We start from the raw sequence: 16,949 nt of genomic DNA, 5'->3' as shown, positions 1-16,949 counted from the left end.
TATTAAAGCTTTTGGATAGTGCGTCTATGAAAAGTAACCGGAATGTTAAAATTAGGATTTGAAGTTACCGTTACATCTAAGATAACTGTGCCGGTTGAGGGATTGTTTCCTGCTCCGTCTAGAGTTATAGGAGTGCCGCAACCGTTCATAACACCAAAAATTTCAACTACTTCAACTTGGATGGTGAATAGCGGATTAGCGTTGTCTGGAAAATTCAAAGGATTTGGTTTGAAAATACGCCTATCTCCACCCGCTGCAGTAGGGCAATTTGTTGCACTAAAAGTAGTTTGTAATAAATTCATTACTGCTAGCTCGGTTGCGCTTTGAGCTAACAATTCAGCTTGTTCTCTTAAAAAGATATCCGTAGTATGCTTTGATGTGGTTACTGAAAGACTAAGCCCAAGGGTTGCAATGGTGGCAACTAAAACCATAAAAAATATAGCTGTTACTAAGCTAAAGCCTTTTCTCATCTGTTTCATTAATATATCGCCTTTGTCTTGCATACGGTAGCTTCGGCTTCATTTACGCCGTTTCTTGTTCCAAGAGATCTATTTCCATCTCTTATGCAAAGTTTTAGAATTATTATTCCGTTTGCTTCAGAAAAATTAAATCTAGTAACATTTGTTGCCAAAACTGCCCTGCTTGTACTGACTCCATTAAACTGATTTTGAGCACCTGCTATCCACGGTCTATAGTTATAATGAAGCATAAGAGTAAAATCACTTTCGGCAGCTCCAGGCTGCATTATTCCGCCTGCAGCATTTGTCGGTACCACCGCATAAGCAGTATGAAGTAGGTAGTATTGCTCTGAAATTTGACTTCCTGCAGGGTAGACTATATTTAGCGTTGTATTATTGATTCTTCCTGTAACTATGCCTATTGAATTAGCATTTGCACCATTATATCCAAAAGATGTAGCTATATTTATTGGAGTTCCTCTGAATAATATACCAACTTGATTATTGCCAGCATTAAGTGATGCTAGATTGTTTGTTAGATTAGCTATATCGGTAGAAGCATTTGCTAGATTGCTAAAAGGGGTCTCTATAGTGCCTGCACCTGCAGCATTGGTTCTGGTTGTATTTGCATGGTTTAAATCGATAAAGCCACTCCATCCGCTATTTTGAAACGTTTCGTAGCTATAGCTTACCCATTCTAGTATTGGATAAGTACTATTCAAATTTGGATCTTGCGTAGATACGAAAGTAGCCGCATCTCGCCTTCCTATAGTTGAGCTTTTTATGCGTGCCGCAAGCCTTTTTGAAATTTGCTCTAGCACAAGCTCTGTTTGAGCTTCAAGTGTGTTAATGGATCTACTTTGAAGGTAGCCTCTATATATATTAAGAGAAATTTCAACTCCCATTAGTGATAAAATTCCCACTATAACAATAACTACTATAAGCTCTAATAAAGTAAATGCTTTTTTCATTACCATACTCTTGTTTCGATTGTAGGGCTATCGCCTATATTTGCCGAATATGCTCTAAGTATTATAGTATGATTAGCACCATCGCTTTGCGTATTGTTTGTAGTTGTTGTTATCACTATTTCTTTCATGTTCGGGTTTGCAGTATCGTTCATATTGGTATTTGGATCGGGGTTTATTGTTGTATTTAGTGTTGAATTTACTATAGCATCTCTATTGTATCCTGCGGCACTATTTACGATGATACTGCCTGCAAAGTCGTTTAGTCTTTGTCCGCCTGCGCAGTTACCAGGTAAGTCTGCTACATTATTGATATTTCTTCTTCTATCAGACACAATACCGTTGGCGGCATAAAAATTAAAATTTCTATCACTTCCTGTTTGATTAAAAATAGGCGTTCGTAAATTTCCAAATTTATCAAAATCCGCTTTATTTCCAAAGCAACCCCATGGCGCCTTTAGCACAAGCGCCATTCTTGTTTTGGCATCCATTACGCTTTCTTGAATAATAGCTGCATTATTGTTGGCTGCTGTTTGAGATAGTAAAACGGGGATAGACATAAGCGTTATACCTACTACTACGATAGATACGATAAGCTCTATTAAAGAAAATCCTCTTTGCATTACCAGTTTAACCTCTTGTTTGTTTTTTCTGATATATTATCAAATCTGTCAGACATATCTCCTTGCCCTCCACCTACTATTTTTCCTACGCCTACTTCTTGTTTGTCTTTATTAAGAGATCTTCCTCCCCATCTGATGACATTTCCATAAAATTTTACATTAAAGTTGTTTGTTAAGGCTGTCACATCAACAGGATTAAATAGTAACCATTGCGGCACACTCATTCTTATAGTATCTTCCGCAGGAGCAGCAGTGCTTGAAAGTCGTATCTGTTCAATTCCGTTTTTTATAGTAGGTGTTGTTGTGTCAGGAGTTACCGTTGTCGTATTTAGTGTCGGTTGATATGCGGTTACTCTTCCTTGTATAGCTGTATGAGCAGTATTTATGAACCAGCTTGTTGTTTGTGGTAGAGTTTGGCTTGTTGCGTTTACCAAAGGATATCTGTTTGGTTCGGCAGCCGGATTGCATCCGTTACAAAATATACCATAGTATACATTAGCATTAAATCCTGTCGCAGGACCTTCATAGTCAGGTGCATAGACTCTTCCGTAGTAGAAATCAGCATTTGTAACGTTTAAAGGAGCCGCATAAGGTGCGCCAGCTACCGAATCAGTATCTGAAATATTATTAAAAGTAAAGTTATTTGAAGTGATTCTAAATGGATTTCTTGCAAATCTAATATCTCTAGCAAAGTTAAATCTAACTGTATAAGGTGCGGTGCCGTTTAAGAAAAATCTCTTATCGGCAAAATATGCTCCGTTGTTGTCAATAGTTGTCTTTACTTTACTGTTTATGATTTTTTTACTATCGTCAGGATCTTGGATTTCTTGATTGAAATACAATATATTTTGTAAAACAGCAGCCGTCCTGTCTGAAGGATCGTTTATGGCTTTTCCTTGTAAATCTGTAAAATCACTCACGTCTCCTACGATACTTGTAGTGAAAGTAACGTTTCTGGCGTAGCAGCCTCTAGTGTATAGAGTTGCTGTCGTATTTGCATTATCGGCCAGTCTTGCAGTTATATTGAAATTCGCAGTCGCTTCCATGCCGGTAGCATCTCCTGAAAGATAGGTCATAGCTCCGTTATTAAAATTTAGAATTTGTAAATTATTAATTGATATATCATTTGGCACAAAGAGCAAATTTAAATCATTTCTAGCGCTTATATCGCAACCTATCTTACCTTCGCTGTTTTCAGTAATTGTATCATTGTCTACGATACAATCTTCTGTTTGATCTGTTATTGTCCATTTTTTGTCTTTAGCTTCTATTAGCACATGACCTACATTAGGATATACAAAATTGGTTCCGTGTTCAGGTGCAAAAATCTTGCCAGCGCCATCCCAGACTCTTTTTAATTCTCCTTTTCCGTCTTTAAAATCAGCTTCTAATGTAGTTTGGTTTTGAAATGCAAAATTTGAATCAGGGCAATCTGTCTTGTTCGGAGCTCCTGCCGCACTTGATCTGCTGAAATTTATCGGGTTTACGACAGTTGAGTATGTTTTTGTTATTTGGTTATTGTTATTTACGGCTTGAAGCCATATATTAGTATATCCTTTTCCTCCGACAAGATTGCCAAAATTAGTTGTTCCATTTTTTGAATTATAAAATTTAAGTTCTTTTGGTCTTACACTAAAAGGATCTGAAGAGCATGATGTTTGTATTACTTTGTTATTTTTGTCTACATATGAAATTCTAAAATAAACTCTTTGGTAAGCTTCGTTTATTAAAATATTTTTTACATCTATTATACTTTTGCCTTCTAAATCTTTTGATGTAAATATTTTTTTATCTTGCATTATATTTGGCGCTGTTTTGCATTTTACATCATCAGTAGCATTATCTACAGCATCTACTACAATATTATTCTCTAAGTCAAAATTTGCAAGATTTTTACCTTCTGTTATATTGAAATTAATAAGCTTGGCATCAAAGCTTCTTCCGGCTAGCTGTGTAAAGGTATTTTCAGAATCTCCTAAATTGTTGAAATTTTTATTTACTACTTTATTTAAAACTTTTTTAATGATTATCAAGTGATAATTTGTGTTGTCGCATTTATTTATAGCTCCTTCAAAGTGAAGGCCTATCTCTTTGTTTTCAAATTTTGCACTATATGAGTTTTGTTCAAATTTTTCTTCTAATGTTGTATCGTATTGAATAAATGCTTTATTTTCTTTGTTAAGTGTACCGCCGTCACCACTACTTGCGCCTTTTCCTACAAAAAATTTTAATTTATTGTCCTGTTTTTTGAAGAAATTTGCATTATTGTCTCCTTGTTTATCACTTTCCGAAACGATAAACGCATCTTTAGCGTCAGCATTAGGTTTTACAAAAGTTGTATCGGGGATATGTTTTATACTTTTTTCGTTTAGTTCAGATCCTATTGCTACTTTTAATGCGTCTTCGTTGCCTCTATTTAAAATAGTAAGCTTAACCCTTAAAGTATCTCCTGATTTTGCTTCTGTTCTGCTGCTTGCATTTTTACTTACTTCTTTGAAATCACTTTCTTCAGTCTTGTTTTTACTTCGGTGGTATAGTTCTTCTATATAACAAACTTCAGGTATATATAATTCTGTAGAAAAAGCAACCAAACCTATATTTGCTCTTTCTCCGTAAGTATAATGCCGTCCTCTTATAACTTGCGCAGTTAGTTCAATATCCGTAGAAGTTTGTTTGTGCGACATATGATCCGCTAAGTCAAATATATCAAGATCCATTTGATTATTGTAAACTTTGTTTGGATCCATGTGTTTATCAAATCTTGTTATAGTACTATTAAATTGTTGTCCTTCCGGGTTGTTTTGCGCTGAAGTTACGGCATAGAATTTTTTATCAGACTCTCTTTTGATTTTAATATTCTCGCTTCCGACCTCTTTTTTTGCGCCAAAGGATAAAACTGTTAGATTTGAATTTACTTTGCCGCTAGCAGGAGTAAAAAATCCGCTAACATTTATAGGAAGAGTGTCGGTTCTAGAATTCTGATTTTTATTTAAATGTATAGGTGCGAGTATGGCAAGTCCATCATATACATATACTCCACGCGGCTTTAGTTTAGCTCTTGTTCCTTCATTGGGTCCAAAATCATATATAATCGATAATGCCCAGCCTCCATAGTGGGGTGCATATAGACCATAAGACCAACCGTTGTCCCTAAAGCCTCCTATGCTAGGGGGTTTTTTTGTTGTTGTTTTTATATTTCCTGCGCTAAATGTTTTTCCTTTTCCGATAGAATCTTTTACTAGTTGAGTTACATCTGCGCTTGCTTGATACATAAATTGCATACCTCTTTCAGAATAGGATCCATACCATTTTATATTTTGATCTCCTTCTGCTTTTAAGTTATGTGTTTTTCCGTCCGGAGTTTTAAATGTTACGGTATTAAAATCTTTTATTTCTTCAAGATAATAATATAACATATTATCTATATCTGTATAGTTCCAACGTTTTGAAAAACCACCTCCCCAATATAGCCTAGCAAAAATTATTTTATCTGCATCAATATTTTCGCTAACATATTTATTAGTAAAATTAAATGTAGCTTTTGCCGAATTTACTCCACCGTCTTCTTGTATGTATTTAAAATCCTTTACTACAGAAGAGCCATTTTGAGTGGTAGAATCAGGGATGTAATGAAACCCCCCGCCTCCAGGCTGATTTTCTTCAGGGATTAATATAGTAGCTCCTATAGTTTCTATGTCGCCATATATTTTTCTGCTGTTTGTAGTTCTTTGTGTAAGAGTTTTTTCTGCATTAATGTCTTTGTATTTACTTCCTTCTACATTTTCTATAGTATGCTTTAATCCGTTTTTGTCCTCATAAATCCATTCCGCAAAAGCATTGCTACTTATAATTACAAGAAAAATCAACGCTATTTTTATTTTTTTCATCTTTAATCCTTATTTGTTAAAAGCAAAACATTATTTTTGTATAAAATCTGAAATTTTCTCAGCTTGTTTATAGTTAGGATAGTTATATACGTCCAAAACCACTTGAGATAACGTCATATTTGTCATATTGCACACGATAGGAGCCATAAAATTTACGGTTGAAGTTTCTATCGGAACGCTTACAATCATTATGTTATATACTCTTAACTCACTATTATCATTTATATCCATGAGTTCTTGATAGTATGTCGGTATCTCAAATTCGTAATTTCTTAAAGCATATGGATTTATCATTGTAAAAGATGTTTCATCATCTTTGCTTTTAAGTTTTACAAAAAATTTGTCAAGCTCTATAAGCTCCATGCTTTTAATGTGCTCAAAGCCTAAAATAGGACTTTTAACCTCAAATACCATCAAAGTTCTCCTGCTTTTAAAATGTTACAATATTGTATCAAATTTTTTTATATTTTAAGCTAAATTGTAAATTTATTTTAAATTTATCGAAAAATAACCCAATGCATAGTAAAATATCACATTTTAAATTCTAATATAAGGACATTTATGAAATTTGTCACTAAAATATTATATGCGACGATCTTTATTTTTTTACTAAGCGGTTGTGCCGAAAAATACAGCGAGCTTTATAATTTAACTCCAGAAGAATGGTACTCTCAAATCATTGCCGATATAAAAGATCGCGACTTGGAAAGTGCCGATAAACACTATACTTCAATGTCAAGCGAACACGTAGCAAGCCCGCTTTTAGAGCAAATTTTGCTTATCCTTTCTCAGGCTCACGCAAACGAAGAGGAGTATTTGCTGGCAAATTTCTATCTTGATGAGTATATTAAGAGATACGGCGACAACGGACCTAAGACCGAATTTGCCCACTATCTTAAGATAAAGGCGAATTTCGACTCGTTTTCTCAACCAAATCGCAATCAAAAGCTTATGCAAGACAGTATTAACGAGATAGAAAAATTTCTTTACATCTATCCAAATACCAAATATCGACCGCTTATAGAGACGATGCTTACGAAATTTCAGCTTGCGATATTTTATCTTGACGAGCAGATTGCAGATTTGTACGAGCGAACAGGCAGAAGCGAATCTGCTGAAATTTATAAGAAAAAGGTTGAAAATTCGCCGTTAAATGACGCCAAGCTTATTAAGCCTCAGCTTCCTTGGTATAGAAAAATTTTTGAGTAGGAGATAAATTTGCAGATAAACGAATCAAAAACATTTCCCACAGAGCTTCCTATAATCGTTGAAGACGAGCTATTTTTATATCCATTTATGATAACTCCGCTATTTTTAAGCGATGATGAAAATTTATCCGCTTTAAATTTGGCTATCGAAAACCAAAGCCAAATTTTAGTAGCCCCGACAAAGCCTCAAAACGAAGGCGCGCGTGACTTTGAAGGAATTTATGATGCGGGTGTCATTGGGACTATCATGCGCAAGGTTCCTTTGCCTGACGGAAGAGTCAAAATTCTCTTTCAGGGCATGAGTAAGGGTAGGGTTGTCCTTGAGTCTAAAGGCAAGCCTTTAAGAGCTACAGTGGATATCATCCATGAAAAGCGCCCGACAGCCGTAAAAAGTGATGCGCTCGTAACCGTGCTTCGCGAAAAGGTGCGTGATCTAGCTGCGCTTAGCCATTTTTTCCCGCCTGATTTACTAAAAACTATCGAAGAAAGCGTTGAGGTAAGCAGAGTGTGCGATCTGGTTTTAAGCTCGCTTAGACTTAAAAAGCAAACGGCATATGAGTTTTTTATAGAGGAAAATTTAGAGCAAAAACTGCTTAAACTAATCGACTTTATCATCGAAGAGATAGAGGCTAATAAGCTTCAAAGAGAGATTAAAAGCAAGGTTCATTCGCGTATCGATAAAGTAAATAAAGAGTATTTTTTAAAAGAACAGCTAAAGCAAATTCAGCAAGAGCTAGGTAGCGATACGACTCGCGAGGAAGAGATCGAAGAGTATAGAAAAAAGCTTGAGAAAAAGAAGAAATTTATGGGCGAAGATGCTTATAAGGAGATCAAAAAGCAGATAGACAAGCTTGGTAGGATGCATCCTGATTCCGCGGATGCAAACACTATACAGAGCTATCTTGACTGGGTTATAGAAGTGCCTTTTGAAAATATAGCTAATAAAAAATCAAGCGTTGCCGAAGTAAGCAAACATCTAAATACCGATCACTACGGACTTGAAAGACCGAAGGCAAGGATTGAGGAATATTTCGCTTTGCGTGAGCTTTTGGAGCTTAGAGGAGTTGCCGATAAAGTAAATAACGGAGCGATTTTGTGCTTTGCGGGACCTCCGGGAGTGGGTAAAACCAGCCTTGCAAATTCCATCGCAAAAGCGCTTAAAAGAGAGCTCGTGCGCGTAGCACTAGGCGGGCTTGAGGACGTAAATGAGCTTAGGGGGCATAGAAGAACCTATATAGGAGCGATGCCGGGACGCATAGTGCAAGGTCTCATAGAGGCTAAGCAGATGAATCCTGTGGTAGTGCTTGATGAGATCGATAAAGTCGGCAGAAGTTTTCGCGGCGATCCTACGGCGGTTTTGCTTGAAATTTTAGACCCTGAGCAAAATAATAAATTTAGAGATTATTACTTAAATTTCAATATCGATCTAAGCAAAGTGGTATTTGTAGCTACTGCAAATGATGTGGGGTCAATACCGCCTGCGCTTCGCGACAGGATGGAATTTATCCAGCTTAGTTCATATACTCCGCAAGAAAAATTCGAGATAGCTAAAAAATATCTCATTCCTCAAGAGCTAAAAAAGCACGGACTTAAGCCAAGCGAGGTAAGCTTCGGAAAAGATGTGCTTAAGCTTATCATAAGTGACTATACTAGAGAAAGCGGTGTGCGAAATTTGAGAAGAAGGCTTGCCGATATATTTAGAAAAGCGGCTAAAAAACTGCTTATGGATAGTAGCTTAAGCAAAGTAAGTATCACGACTAAGAATTTAAATGAATTTTTGGAAAAAAAGGTCTTTGAGATAGAGCTTGCCGACAAGGTTGATCAAGTAGGGCAGGTGAATGGTCTGGCTTGGACGAGTGTGGGTGGAGATGTGCTTAAGATCGAAGCTATAAGGATACAAGGCAAAGGTGCCATGCAAGTGACGGGCTCTCTTGGAGAAGTGATGAAAGAGAGTGCGTATATCGCATTTAGCCTTGTTAAAGTTCTAATAGATGAGAAAAAGCTAAAAGTACCTGCTAAGATAATTCCAAATTTGGCCGAAGATAAGAAAAAACCGACCGTAAGTGATGTGTATAGAAGATATGATCTGCATATTCATGTTCCCGAAGGAGCAACTCCAAAAGACGGACCGAGTGCCGGTATTACGATGGTAACTGCTATCGCTTCTATACTAACCGATACAAAAGTAAAAAGCGATGTGGCTATGACGGGTGAGATCACGCTAAGCGGCAGGGTGCTACCTATAGGAGGGCTTAGAGAAAAGCTTATCGCGGCACATAAGGCCGGTATAAAGACTGCAATAATCCCTCGTAAAAACTACGAGCGCGACTTAGACGATGTGCCAAACGACGTAAAAACCGATGTAAAGATCGTTGCTGTTGATACGATAGAAGATGTTTTAAAAGTCGCTTTGGTCTCAAAATAAATTTGAAATTTAATGAAGTCTTGTGGAGTAAAAGCAAGACTTCATTTTTGTTGTTAAAGTTGCTTAAACTTAATGCTGATTATCTAAAGATTTAAATTTTCACAAACTTCCTTTATCTTATCGTCCACTGATCTTATTACGGTCGTATGAATATTTATATCGTGTTTCTCCAAATCTTCTTTATTTTTTACCAGCCAATCCCTAGTTTGGGTGTAATCTTTTAAGTATTCGTTTTTATTCGTTTGGCAAAAACTGTCTATATTTGCGTATTCATTCGTGAGTATTTGCCAGTGTAAAATTTGGCTTACGATGGAGTGTAGCCTTGCGTTTTCATAATACTCAGCCGCTTCGGCCTTTTTGGCTTTATCATAGATTTCGGGATATTTTGAGGAGTAAAGCGTATTCATATATTTTATATATTCGCGCAGTTTTATGAGCCTTTCGTGCTGTTTCACGTCTTGCAATTTCATTTCGGTTTTTATATTTACCAACTTGCGCCCGTTTTTGTTTTCTATATTAGACCAATTCACAAGTACGTTTTTTGCAAAAATAACGGACGAGTTATTAAAAGCGGCATATCTAATCTCTTGAAACATCTTGTCTTTGGCTTCATATTTAACCATATTTTCTATAGTTTCCCATGCTTTTTCATTTATTTTTTTGACTTCGTCCATATCGTACTTTATAAACAGATAAATGCGGTCGGAGGCGATATACATCATCAATCTAAAAACATACCAGTCCGTGTATTTCTCTGCATCGTCGTTTGGCAGATTTTCTTTCCATCTTTTTATGAAATAATCCTGCAAAGCAAGTACAGGTTGAATGATAAAGCTTTTTTCGTCTATGAAAGGGAGTTTGGTTAGAAAATTGCCATACACCATCATAAAATTTGCGCCTATTAGCCACTCTTTTGCTTTTCTGTATAGTTGATCTTTGTATAGCCACTCGCTCCTCTGGGCTATATACATTCCTATGTGTCCTATTATTAAGACTATTAAAGCTATTTTTAGGACATTTTTAATTTTTGACATTTAATACCTTTTCGTGTTATTCTTTAGTAAATTTTACCCCTGCAGCTTACCTCTATTTTGTCTACAACTTGCCCATCTTCAATTAAATAAGCAAATTCATATAAATTTACGACAGGGCAGATGTGGTTTGGGTAAATTTCAAGCTTATCGCCTATATTAACGCTATCTCTTAAATTTTTATCATAGATTATGGCATGCTCGTCATAGACGGAGTCAATCCATACGTCAGTTCCTTTTATCTTGCCAAGTCCCGGTGTAGCCACAAATCCTACGGTGCGTCTTTGCTGGGTTAGACCCTTTGCTCCTACATCGGTTATCACGCGTTTGTTTGTAGGCTTGCTGATGATAGTCGTAAGCACGGTAGCTGCATTCATGCTAAAGTCGCCGTAAGCCATGGCTTGAGATGCGTCCATAAAGATATAAGTTCCAGGCCTTATCTCCGTTACGCCTTTTAGTATCTCAAAATCATTAATCAACGAAGGCGTAGATCCGATACTTACTATCTCGGCTGGTAAATTTAGCTCGCTAGCGATAGACGCAAATTCAAGAGTGCGCTTTTGGCTTTTTAAGTGAATCTGCTCACACTCTTTTTTGTCGGTAGCTTTGTATGAGTGACCGTCGTGTGAAAATATGCCTTTGAAATTTATATTTTTGCAAATTTTAAGATGGTTTATAAGAGCTGCAAAATCTTCTTTTTCGATTACTCCTGAGCGATTTTCGCCTACTTCTATTTCTATTAACACATTAGCTTTAACTCTAAATTTTTCAAATACGCTTTGAACTAAATTTGATTGCTCGATACTGTCAATCCCAAAGCTTAAATTTATGCCGTCTTTTGTGAGTTTTATGATTCGCTCAAATTTTTCATCGCCTGCTATTTCATTTGCTATAAATATATCTTTAAGCCCATTTCTAGCCATCACTTCGGCTTCACCTACTTTAGCCACAGTTATGCCTTTGGCTCCAAAATTTTCTTGAAGCTTGGCGAAATACGGCATTTTGTGAGTTTTAGTATGAGGACGCAAATTTACTTTGTATTTTTCTGGATACTCTTGCATTTTTTGCAAATTTTGCATTACGATTTTTTTATCTATTATTAAAGCGGGTGTTGGAATTTCATGAAGTCGCATATTATCTCCTTGAATAGAGTAAGGAAATTATACTACGTAAATATTGATAAAGTTTATGAAATTTAAGAAATTAAAAGTGAAATTTAAATATATAAAAAGATAAAAGCCCTAAAAAGGGCTTTGTATTATAGACCCTCGAAAGGATTTGTAACTACGTTGTCGCGATCTACTATGTAAGGTATAAATGCCGCATGTCTCGCTCTTTTGATAGTTTGCTCGACCATCTCTTGGTGTTTTTTGCAGTTACCTGTAAGACGTCTTGGCATTATTTTAAAACGCTCTGAAAGAGAGTATTTTAAAAGCGTTGTGTCTTTGTAATCTATAAAATCAACTTTTGCTTCACAATATTTGCAATATTTTCTTGAATATTTTCTTTTCTCTGCCATAATTAAATCCTAATCCTTAATTAAAATGGTATTGTCTCGTCGCTGTCGTATTTGTCAGCATCAACATCTATATCTTGAATTTTATCGTTGTAATCATCTTGCCTTGGTTGCCTATTGTAGCTTTGTTGGTTTTGAGCTTTTGAGGCATTATAGCCATTTGCGTTTTGGCTATATCCCTGGTTGCCGTAGCCTTGATTGCCATAACCGCTACTTTGTCCGTAATTAGCTTGTTGATTACTGTTTTGATTAAATCCGCCTTGTTGTCCTGAACCGCCTAGCATCTCCATATTTTCAACGCTTACGCTATGTTTGCTTCTGTTTTGACCGTTATTGTCAGTCCATTGATCAAACTTTAAGCGACCCTCAACTAGAAGCTTTGAGCCTTTTGAAAGATATTGGTTTGCTATTTCAGCTTGTTTGCCAAAAAATGTAATATCGATGAAGCAGGTTTCTTCACGTTTTTCGCCGTTTGCGGTAAATTTTCTAGTAACAGCTATAGAGCTGTTTCCTATCGCTGCGCCAGCTGTTGTGTATCTAAGCTCGATATCTCTTGTAAGATTTCCTACTAAAACGACTTTATTAAACATTTTTCGTCCTTATGCTTCCTGTGACGGAGTCTCTTCAGCTTTTGGTTTTGGTTCTTTTTTGCTTTGCTTGATACCTTTGCTTAGTCTTTCCCAAGCCGCAACTTCTTTTTTGTTCTCAAATTTCACTGTTAAGAATTTGATGATATCTTCATTGATTCTTATGATGCGCTCAACTTCTGCAATCGCAACTGTAGGAGCTGTGAAATAAGCTACAAAAAATACGCCACGCTCATGTTTTTTAACCGTATAAGCAAGCTTTCTTGTGCCAAGCGATAGCAAAGACGTAATCTCTGCACCATTTTTTGTAAGGATTTCTTTTATGAAATCAACTTTTGCGCTTACCTCTTCTTCTGTCAAGGTAGGCTTAAATACGAATAAAAGTTCGTAATGCTTCATTAATTCTCCTTGTGGGTATTAAGCTCGCATGCGAGCAAGGGGATGTCCGTTTAAAGACAAGGACTGATTTTATCTTTTTTTTACTTAATATTTGCTGTTTTTATGGATTAAATTTTGCGTAGAGATAAGCGAGGATAGTAAAAAATGCGTTTTATCAAGCTTTGCATTGGTCTTTATCTCAAATTCCATTAAATTTAAGGCCATAAAAATTTCTTTATATGTTTTTAAATTTATGCTCAAGCATTGCTTTTTAAGCTCGTTTGCGATGTTTGGAGGCGGTGTGTAGCCAAGAGTTTCTTTGATATCGAATTTTCCGTTTATCTTTATGAAGCTATGCAGTTTAAACAGCCTAAAAAAGGCTCTATAGAGTGAATTTATAAATAATATTTCGTTGAAATTTCCATCGTCTGCGCATGAGAAAAAATCCTGCCTGATGTCTTTTAAATTTATAAATTTATCAAAAAAGTCATCAAAACTTATGCTTGAAAGCGAAAATACCAAATTTCTGACCGTATTTTCATTTATCGGCTCATTTAGGCTTGCAAGCTTGTTTAGTTCGCTTGCGGCTAAATATAAATTTTCGTTGTGAATTCTATAAAGCTCAAAAAGAGCGTTTTTGGTTATATTTAAATTTATCTTACCCGCTTGCCTGCTTAATAGAGTTACGGCTTCATCAGGCGAATTTGGCTTAAAAAATCTAGCGAAATTTACGCCGAAGGCTTTTTGTGTATCAAAGGTTATTTTTGTGTCCGCTTCGTAAAATTCATATATAAAAGCGCCACCGTTTTTGCAAGCTTCGATTAAAATTTTAAGCTCTTTTGAAGGGATTTTTTTGTCGCTTTTTATGTGGAGCAAAGCCTCGTCGCCAAAAAGCGAAGGTTCGCAAAGATGTGATTTAGCAAGGTTAAAATCATACTCGTCGTAGTAAAGACTAAGTAAATTGAGCCCTTCAAATTTGGCTAAAATTTCCTTTGCAAATAGCTCTATTTGATATTCATCCGCTCCAAAAAGCAGAAATGTATTTGGAAATTTTGGACTTTGCAGTAGTCCTTCAAGCTCTCTTCTATACATCGATTTTTTTAATTACCCTGCCGAAAATTTCACCGCTTGCTATGTCCGCGTCGGTAATTTCTATGATAAGTTTTTGAAGCAGCTCGGCAGAATATGAGTTTAAAAATATTCTTGCGCCTTTTATCTCATCATCAAGCTTTGCGACAAGCATATTTTGATTTTCGCTTACGTAAGCCTTAAACCTCTGTCCGATACGCTCTTTTGCCCATCTGGCAAATTTCCTGTCCATAAAGTCGTATGCCACTTTATCAGCTTCTCGCTCAAGTTCGCTTAAATTCGCACAAGTACTTTCGATATTTAAAAGCAGGTAGTTAAAGAGTTTTTTGTCATCTTTCATTTTCGCTTTAAGCAAGCGGTGCAAAGTAAGATCCGAGTAGCGGCGAATCGGGCTTGTAAAGTGAGTGTAGCGATCAAATCCAAGCCCGAAGTGTCCTAAATTCTGAGCTGAGTACTCGGCCTTTTTTTGAGCTTTTATGATCAGTTTATCTATCTCTTCGCGGTTGCCCATAGTATCTGCTTGGGCTTGAATTTTGCGTATTAGATTGGCTAAATCGCTTTCGTATGTGAAATCAAATCCAAGAGCGGCTAAATCCTGAAGTAAATTTTCTATCTTTCTGATATCTGGCGCTCCGTGATTTCTAAAAACTCCTACGCTATCTATCAGCCTTGCTGCGGCTTTATTAGCTAGTAGCATGCAGTCTTCAACAAGCCTATGGGAGTTTGAGTCGGTTTCAAAACGAGTTGAAAGAAGCTTGCCTTCATCATCAAGGCTCATTCTAAGCTCCTGTGTTCTAAAATCAAATGCGTTTTTAAGCCTTTTTGTGCGTAAATTTGATGTTAGCTCAAAAAGCGGCTTTATCCAAGATATTTCGCTTGTCCTTTTGTCTTCTAAAATTTCATCGATTTCGTCGTAGTTGAATCGCTTTTTAGAATTTATAATAGCTTCAAAGAGCTCTTCGCCAACGACATCTAAATTTTTATTAAGTTTGATCTTAAAACAAAACGCAAGCCTTGTTACGTTCGGTTTAAGCGAGCAGATGTTTTCACTTAGGCTTCTTGGTAACATAGGTATGGCTATATGCGGAAAATATATCGAAAATCCACGTGATTTAGCCTCTTTGTCAATTGCCCCGTAGCTGCTTACGTATTCGCTTGCATCCGCGATCGCGACGTAAATTTCTAAATTTTTCTCATCAAAATATATCGCGTCGTCAAAGTCTTTAGCATCAATGGGATCAATAGTACAAAACTCAAGCTCACTTAGATCAACTCTGCTTGGATACATGCTAGCATCAACGCTATCTCCCCAAGATGCAGCTTCAAGTTCGCTTGCCTCGCTAAATTTATCGTTTTTATTATAGATCGCAAGTGAAATTTTCTCATCGGAGAAAGGATCGTTGATATTGCCTATAACTTCGGTAATCTCGTTGTTAAGATTATTTATCTTAAGCAGAGTTCCTATCGGTAGGGTTTTTAGTGATTTTTGAGTAGCTTTTAAGGCTAAGCTAAGACCTGTTTTTAAATTTACTCCTAAAATAGCTTGACCAAAATGTTTGGTATAAACCACACTCGTTTCGTTGGCTAATTTTAAAGCAAGAACGACCTTTGCGCTTTGACGTTTTTTCTTAAGGGGAAGCAGTTTGGCTAAGACGATATCGCCGTAGTGAGAGTTGTTTAAATTTTTATTTTCTATTAATATGTCTTGTTTAAATCTCTTATCAAATGGTATCAAAAATCCTGTGCCGTTTGAGCTTATGTCAAGCTTGCCGCAAACAAAACCGTTATTAAGATAAAATTTGTCGTTATGAGAGGTTATGGCGCCTAAATTTAGGAGATTTCTAAGCGTCTCTTTGTGTTCGCTTAAAATCTCCTTCCCGTTTAATCCATCAAGTAGTTTGGTTAAAAATTCTTTCACAAATTAGCTTTTACTTTAGCCACGGCTTCTAAAAACTTATCGTGGGCAAAGCCGTATTCATCTAGGAAAGGCAGAGTGTTTTGGATGCTTTCGTCATCAAGCTGATGGAAGATATTTACCGCATTTTTTACTATTCTTAAAGCTACAGAGTAAGACTTGATATGCTCAGGAGCATCTTCAGGGGAATTTGAATAAAAGATAGAGTCCACAAGCTCGGTCTCAAGATTCCACTGTTCAAATATCTTAGCCGTTACAATTTCGTTTGATATATCTAAAATTTCGTTTTCAAGCTCTGAAAGATCAAAAGGATTTGAAATTTCTTTTAATTTTGCTTTAAAGTCAGCTCCCTTACCGGTCTCTACCAGCTCGTGAGAAAGGACGGTTTTGCCTACTTCAAGCATAAATGAAGCCGGAGATAAAACGCTTAATGCTCTTGGATTTATCTTAGAGTACCAGTTATACATAAGAGCGTTTTGCATAATTGAGATGTTTAAAAAATCCTGACTTGTGATATCGTATGGATCAAGATCTATCTTAAAGCTCTTTTTGACCGCACTTGATAGTGCAAAACCTCGAATAGTAGCCATGCCAAATAGCGAAACCGCTCTTGAGATGGTTGTTATCTCGCGACTAAAGCCGTAAAGCGGAGAATTTGCCGAACGCAATATGTTTGCCGTAAGCATAGGGTCTTTTTCTATTATCTGTGCAAGATCGCCAATAGAGCTATTTTCATCAGCACAAATCGTCTGAATTTTTATAACCGTATCATCAAGTGGCGGTAGTGCTTTAATATGTTTATATATTGATTGATTCATAATTTCACGCTTTAAAGTTGAATTTGATTTTGGGCATTTTACACTA

Annotated in this window: 15 protein-coding genes; 2 read left to right on the top strand and 13 right to left on the bottom strand. The window is 36.4% G+C overall.

Going from position 1 to position 16,949, the window contains the following annotated elements; genetic code table 11:
• Positions 1-2: 2 nt before the first annotated feature.
• Genes CORI_RS06440 through fliW form a run of 5 tightly spaced genes read right to left on the bottom strand, consistent with a single transcriptional unit; the run spans position 3 to position 6,350 of the window.
• On the bottom strand, positions 3-479 hold the full coding sequence (locus CORI_RS06440) for a hypothetical protein (RefSeq protein ID WP_254064896.1): 477 nt from the start codon (positions 477-479) through the stop codon (positions 3-5).
• Complete coding sequence (locus tag CORI_RS06435) at positions 479-1,429, bottom strand: prepilin-type N-terminal cleavage/methylation domain-containing protein (RefSeq protein WP_173031284.1); 951 nt, start codon at positions 1,427-1,429, stop codon at positions 479-481. The genes CORI_RS06440 and CORI_RS06435 overlap by 1 nt, the downstream gene beginning before the upstream one ends.
• Positions 1,429-2,049, bottom strand: coding sequence for a prepilin-type N-terminal cleavage/methylation domain-containing protein (locus tag CORI_RS06430; protein WP_173031283.1), 621 nt, complete (start codon positions 2,047-2,049; stop codon positions 1,429-1,431). The genes CORI_RS06435 and CORI_RS06430 overlap by 1 nt, the downstream gene beginning before the upstream one ends.
• On the bottom strand, positions 2,049-5,915 hold the full coding sequence (locus CORI_RS06425; RefSeq protein ID WP_173031282.1) for a hypothetical protein: 3,867 nt from the start codon (positions 5,913-5,915) through the stop codon (positions 2,049-2,051). The genes CORI_RS06430 and CORI_RS06425 overlap by 1 nt, the downstream gene beginning before the upstream one ends.
• Positions 5,916-5,966: 51 nt before the next feature.
• Positions 5,967-6,350: a flagellar assembly protein FliW gene (gene fliW, locus CORI_RS06420; protein ID WP_173031281.1), complete on the bottom strand. Its 384-nt coding sequence runs from the start codon at positions 6,348-6,350 to the stop codon at positions 5,967-5,969.
• A gap of 147 nt (positions 6,351-6,497) precedes the next feature.
• Here fliW and CORI_RS06415 point away from each other — a divergent pair, with 147 nt between their 5' ends.
• Complete coding sequence (locus CORI_RS06415; protein ID WP_169942300.1) at positions 6,498-7,145, top strand: outer membrane protein assembly factor BamD; 648 nt, start codon at positions 6,498-6,500, stop codon at positions 7,143-7,145.
• 9 nt (positions 7,146-7,154) lie between these two features.
• On the top strand, positions 7,155-9,569 hold the full coding sequence (lon, locus tag CORI_RS06410) for an endopeptidase La (RefSeq protein WP_173031280.1): 2,415 nt from the start codon (positions 7,155-7,157) through the stop codon (positions 9,567-9,569).
• Between the two features lie 83 nt (positions 9,570-9,652).
• Here the strand turns inward: lon and CORI_RS06405 are convergent, their stop codons facing one another.
• From CORI_RS06405 to CORI_RS06370, 8 genes are all read right to left on the bottom strand, one after another.
• Entirely contained in the window at positions 9,653-10,603 is a 951-nt protein-coding gene (locus tag CORI_RS06405; protein WP_173031279.1) for a hypothetical protein, read from the bottom strand.
• A 23-nt stretch (positions 10,604-10,626) separates the two neighbouring features.
• The gene (locus CORI_RS06400) at positions 10,627-11,733 is read right to left on the bottom strand and encodes an alanine racemase (RefSeq protein ID WP_173031278.1); all 1,107 of its coding nucleotides are present in this window, start codon (positions 11,731-11,733) and stop codon (positions 10,627-10,629) included.
• Positions 11,734-11,858: 125 nt separating this feature from the next.
• The gene (rpsR, locus tag CORI_RS06395) at positions 11,859-12,119 is read right to left on the bottom strand and encodes a 30S ribosomal protein S18 (RefSeq protein ID WP_173031277.1); all 261 of its coding nucleotides are present in this window, start codon (positions 12,117-12,119) and stop codon (positions 11,859-11,861) included.
• Between the two features lie 20 nt (positions 12,120-12,139).
• Positions 12,140-12,706, bottom strand: a complete 567-nt coding sequence (locus CORI_RS06390) for a single-stranded DNA-binding protein (protein WP_173031276.1) — start codon at positions 12,704-12,706, stop codon at positions 12,140-12,142.
• Positions 12,707-12,715: 9 nt separating this feature from the next.
• The gene (gene rpsF / locus CORI_RS06385; protein WP_169942310.1) at positions 12,716-13,102 is read right to left on the bottom strand and encodes a 30S ribosomal protein S6; all 387 of its coding nucleotides are present in this window, start codon (positions 13,100-13,102) and stop codon (positions 12,716-12,718) included.
• An 84-nt stretch (positions 13,103-13,186) separates the two neighbouring features.
• The gene (holA, locus tag CORI_RS06380) at positions 13,187-14,173 is read right to left on the bottom strand and encodes a DNA polymerase III subunit delta (RefSeq protein ID WP_173031275.1); all 987 of its coding nucleotides are present in this window, start codon (positions 14,171-14,173) and stop codon (positions 13,187-13,189) included.
• Entirely contained in the window at positions 14,166-16,088 is a 1,923-nt protein-coding gene (locus CORI_RS06375) for a ribonuclease R family protein (RefSeq protein WP_173031274.1), read from the bottom strand. Before CORI_RS06375 ends, holA begins: the two co-directional genes overlap by 8 nt.
• Positions 16,085-16,903, bottom strand: a complete 819-nt coding sequence (locus CORI_RS06370; RefSeq protein WP_173031273.1) for an HDOD domain-containing protein — start codon at positions 16,901-16,903, stop codon at positions 16,085-16,087. Before CORI_RS06370 ends, CORI_RS06375 begins: the two co-directional genes overlap by 4 nt.
• Positions 16,904-16,949: the final 46 nt, after the last annotated feature.

This window comes from Campylobacter sp. CCUG 57310 (assembly GCF_013201975.1).
Classification (GTDB): Bacteria; Campylobacterota; Campylobacteria; order Campylobacterales; family Campylobacteraceae; genus Campylobacter_A; species Campylobacter_A canis.
The sequence above is the reverse complement of the archived record's forward strand: the minus strand, read 5'-3'. Positions and strand labels throughout refer to the sequence as shown.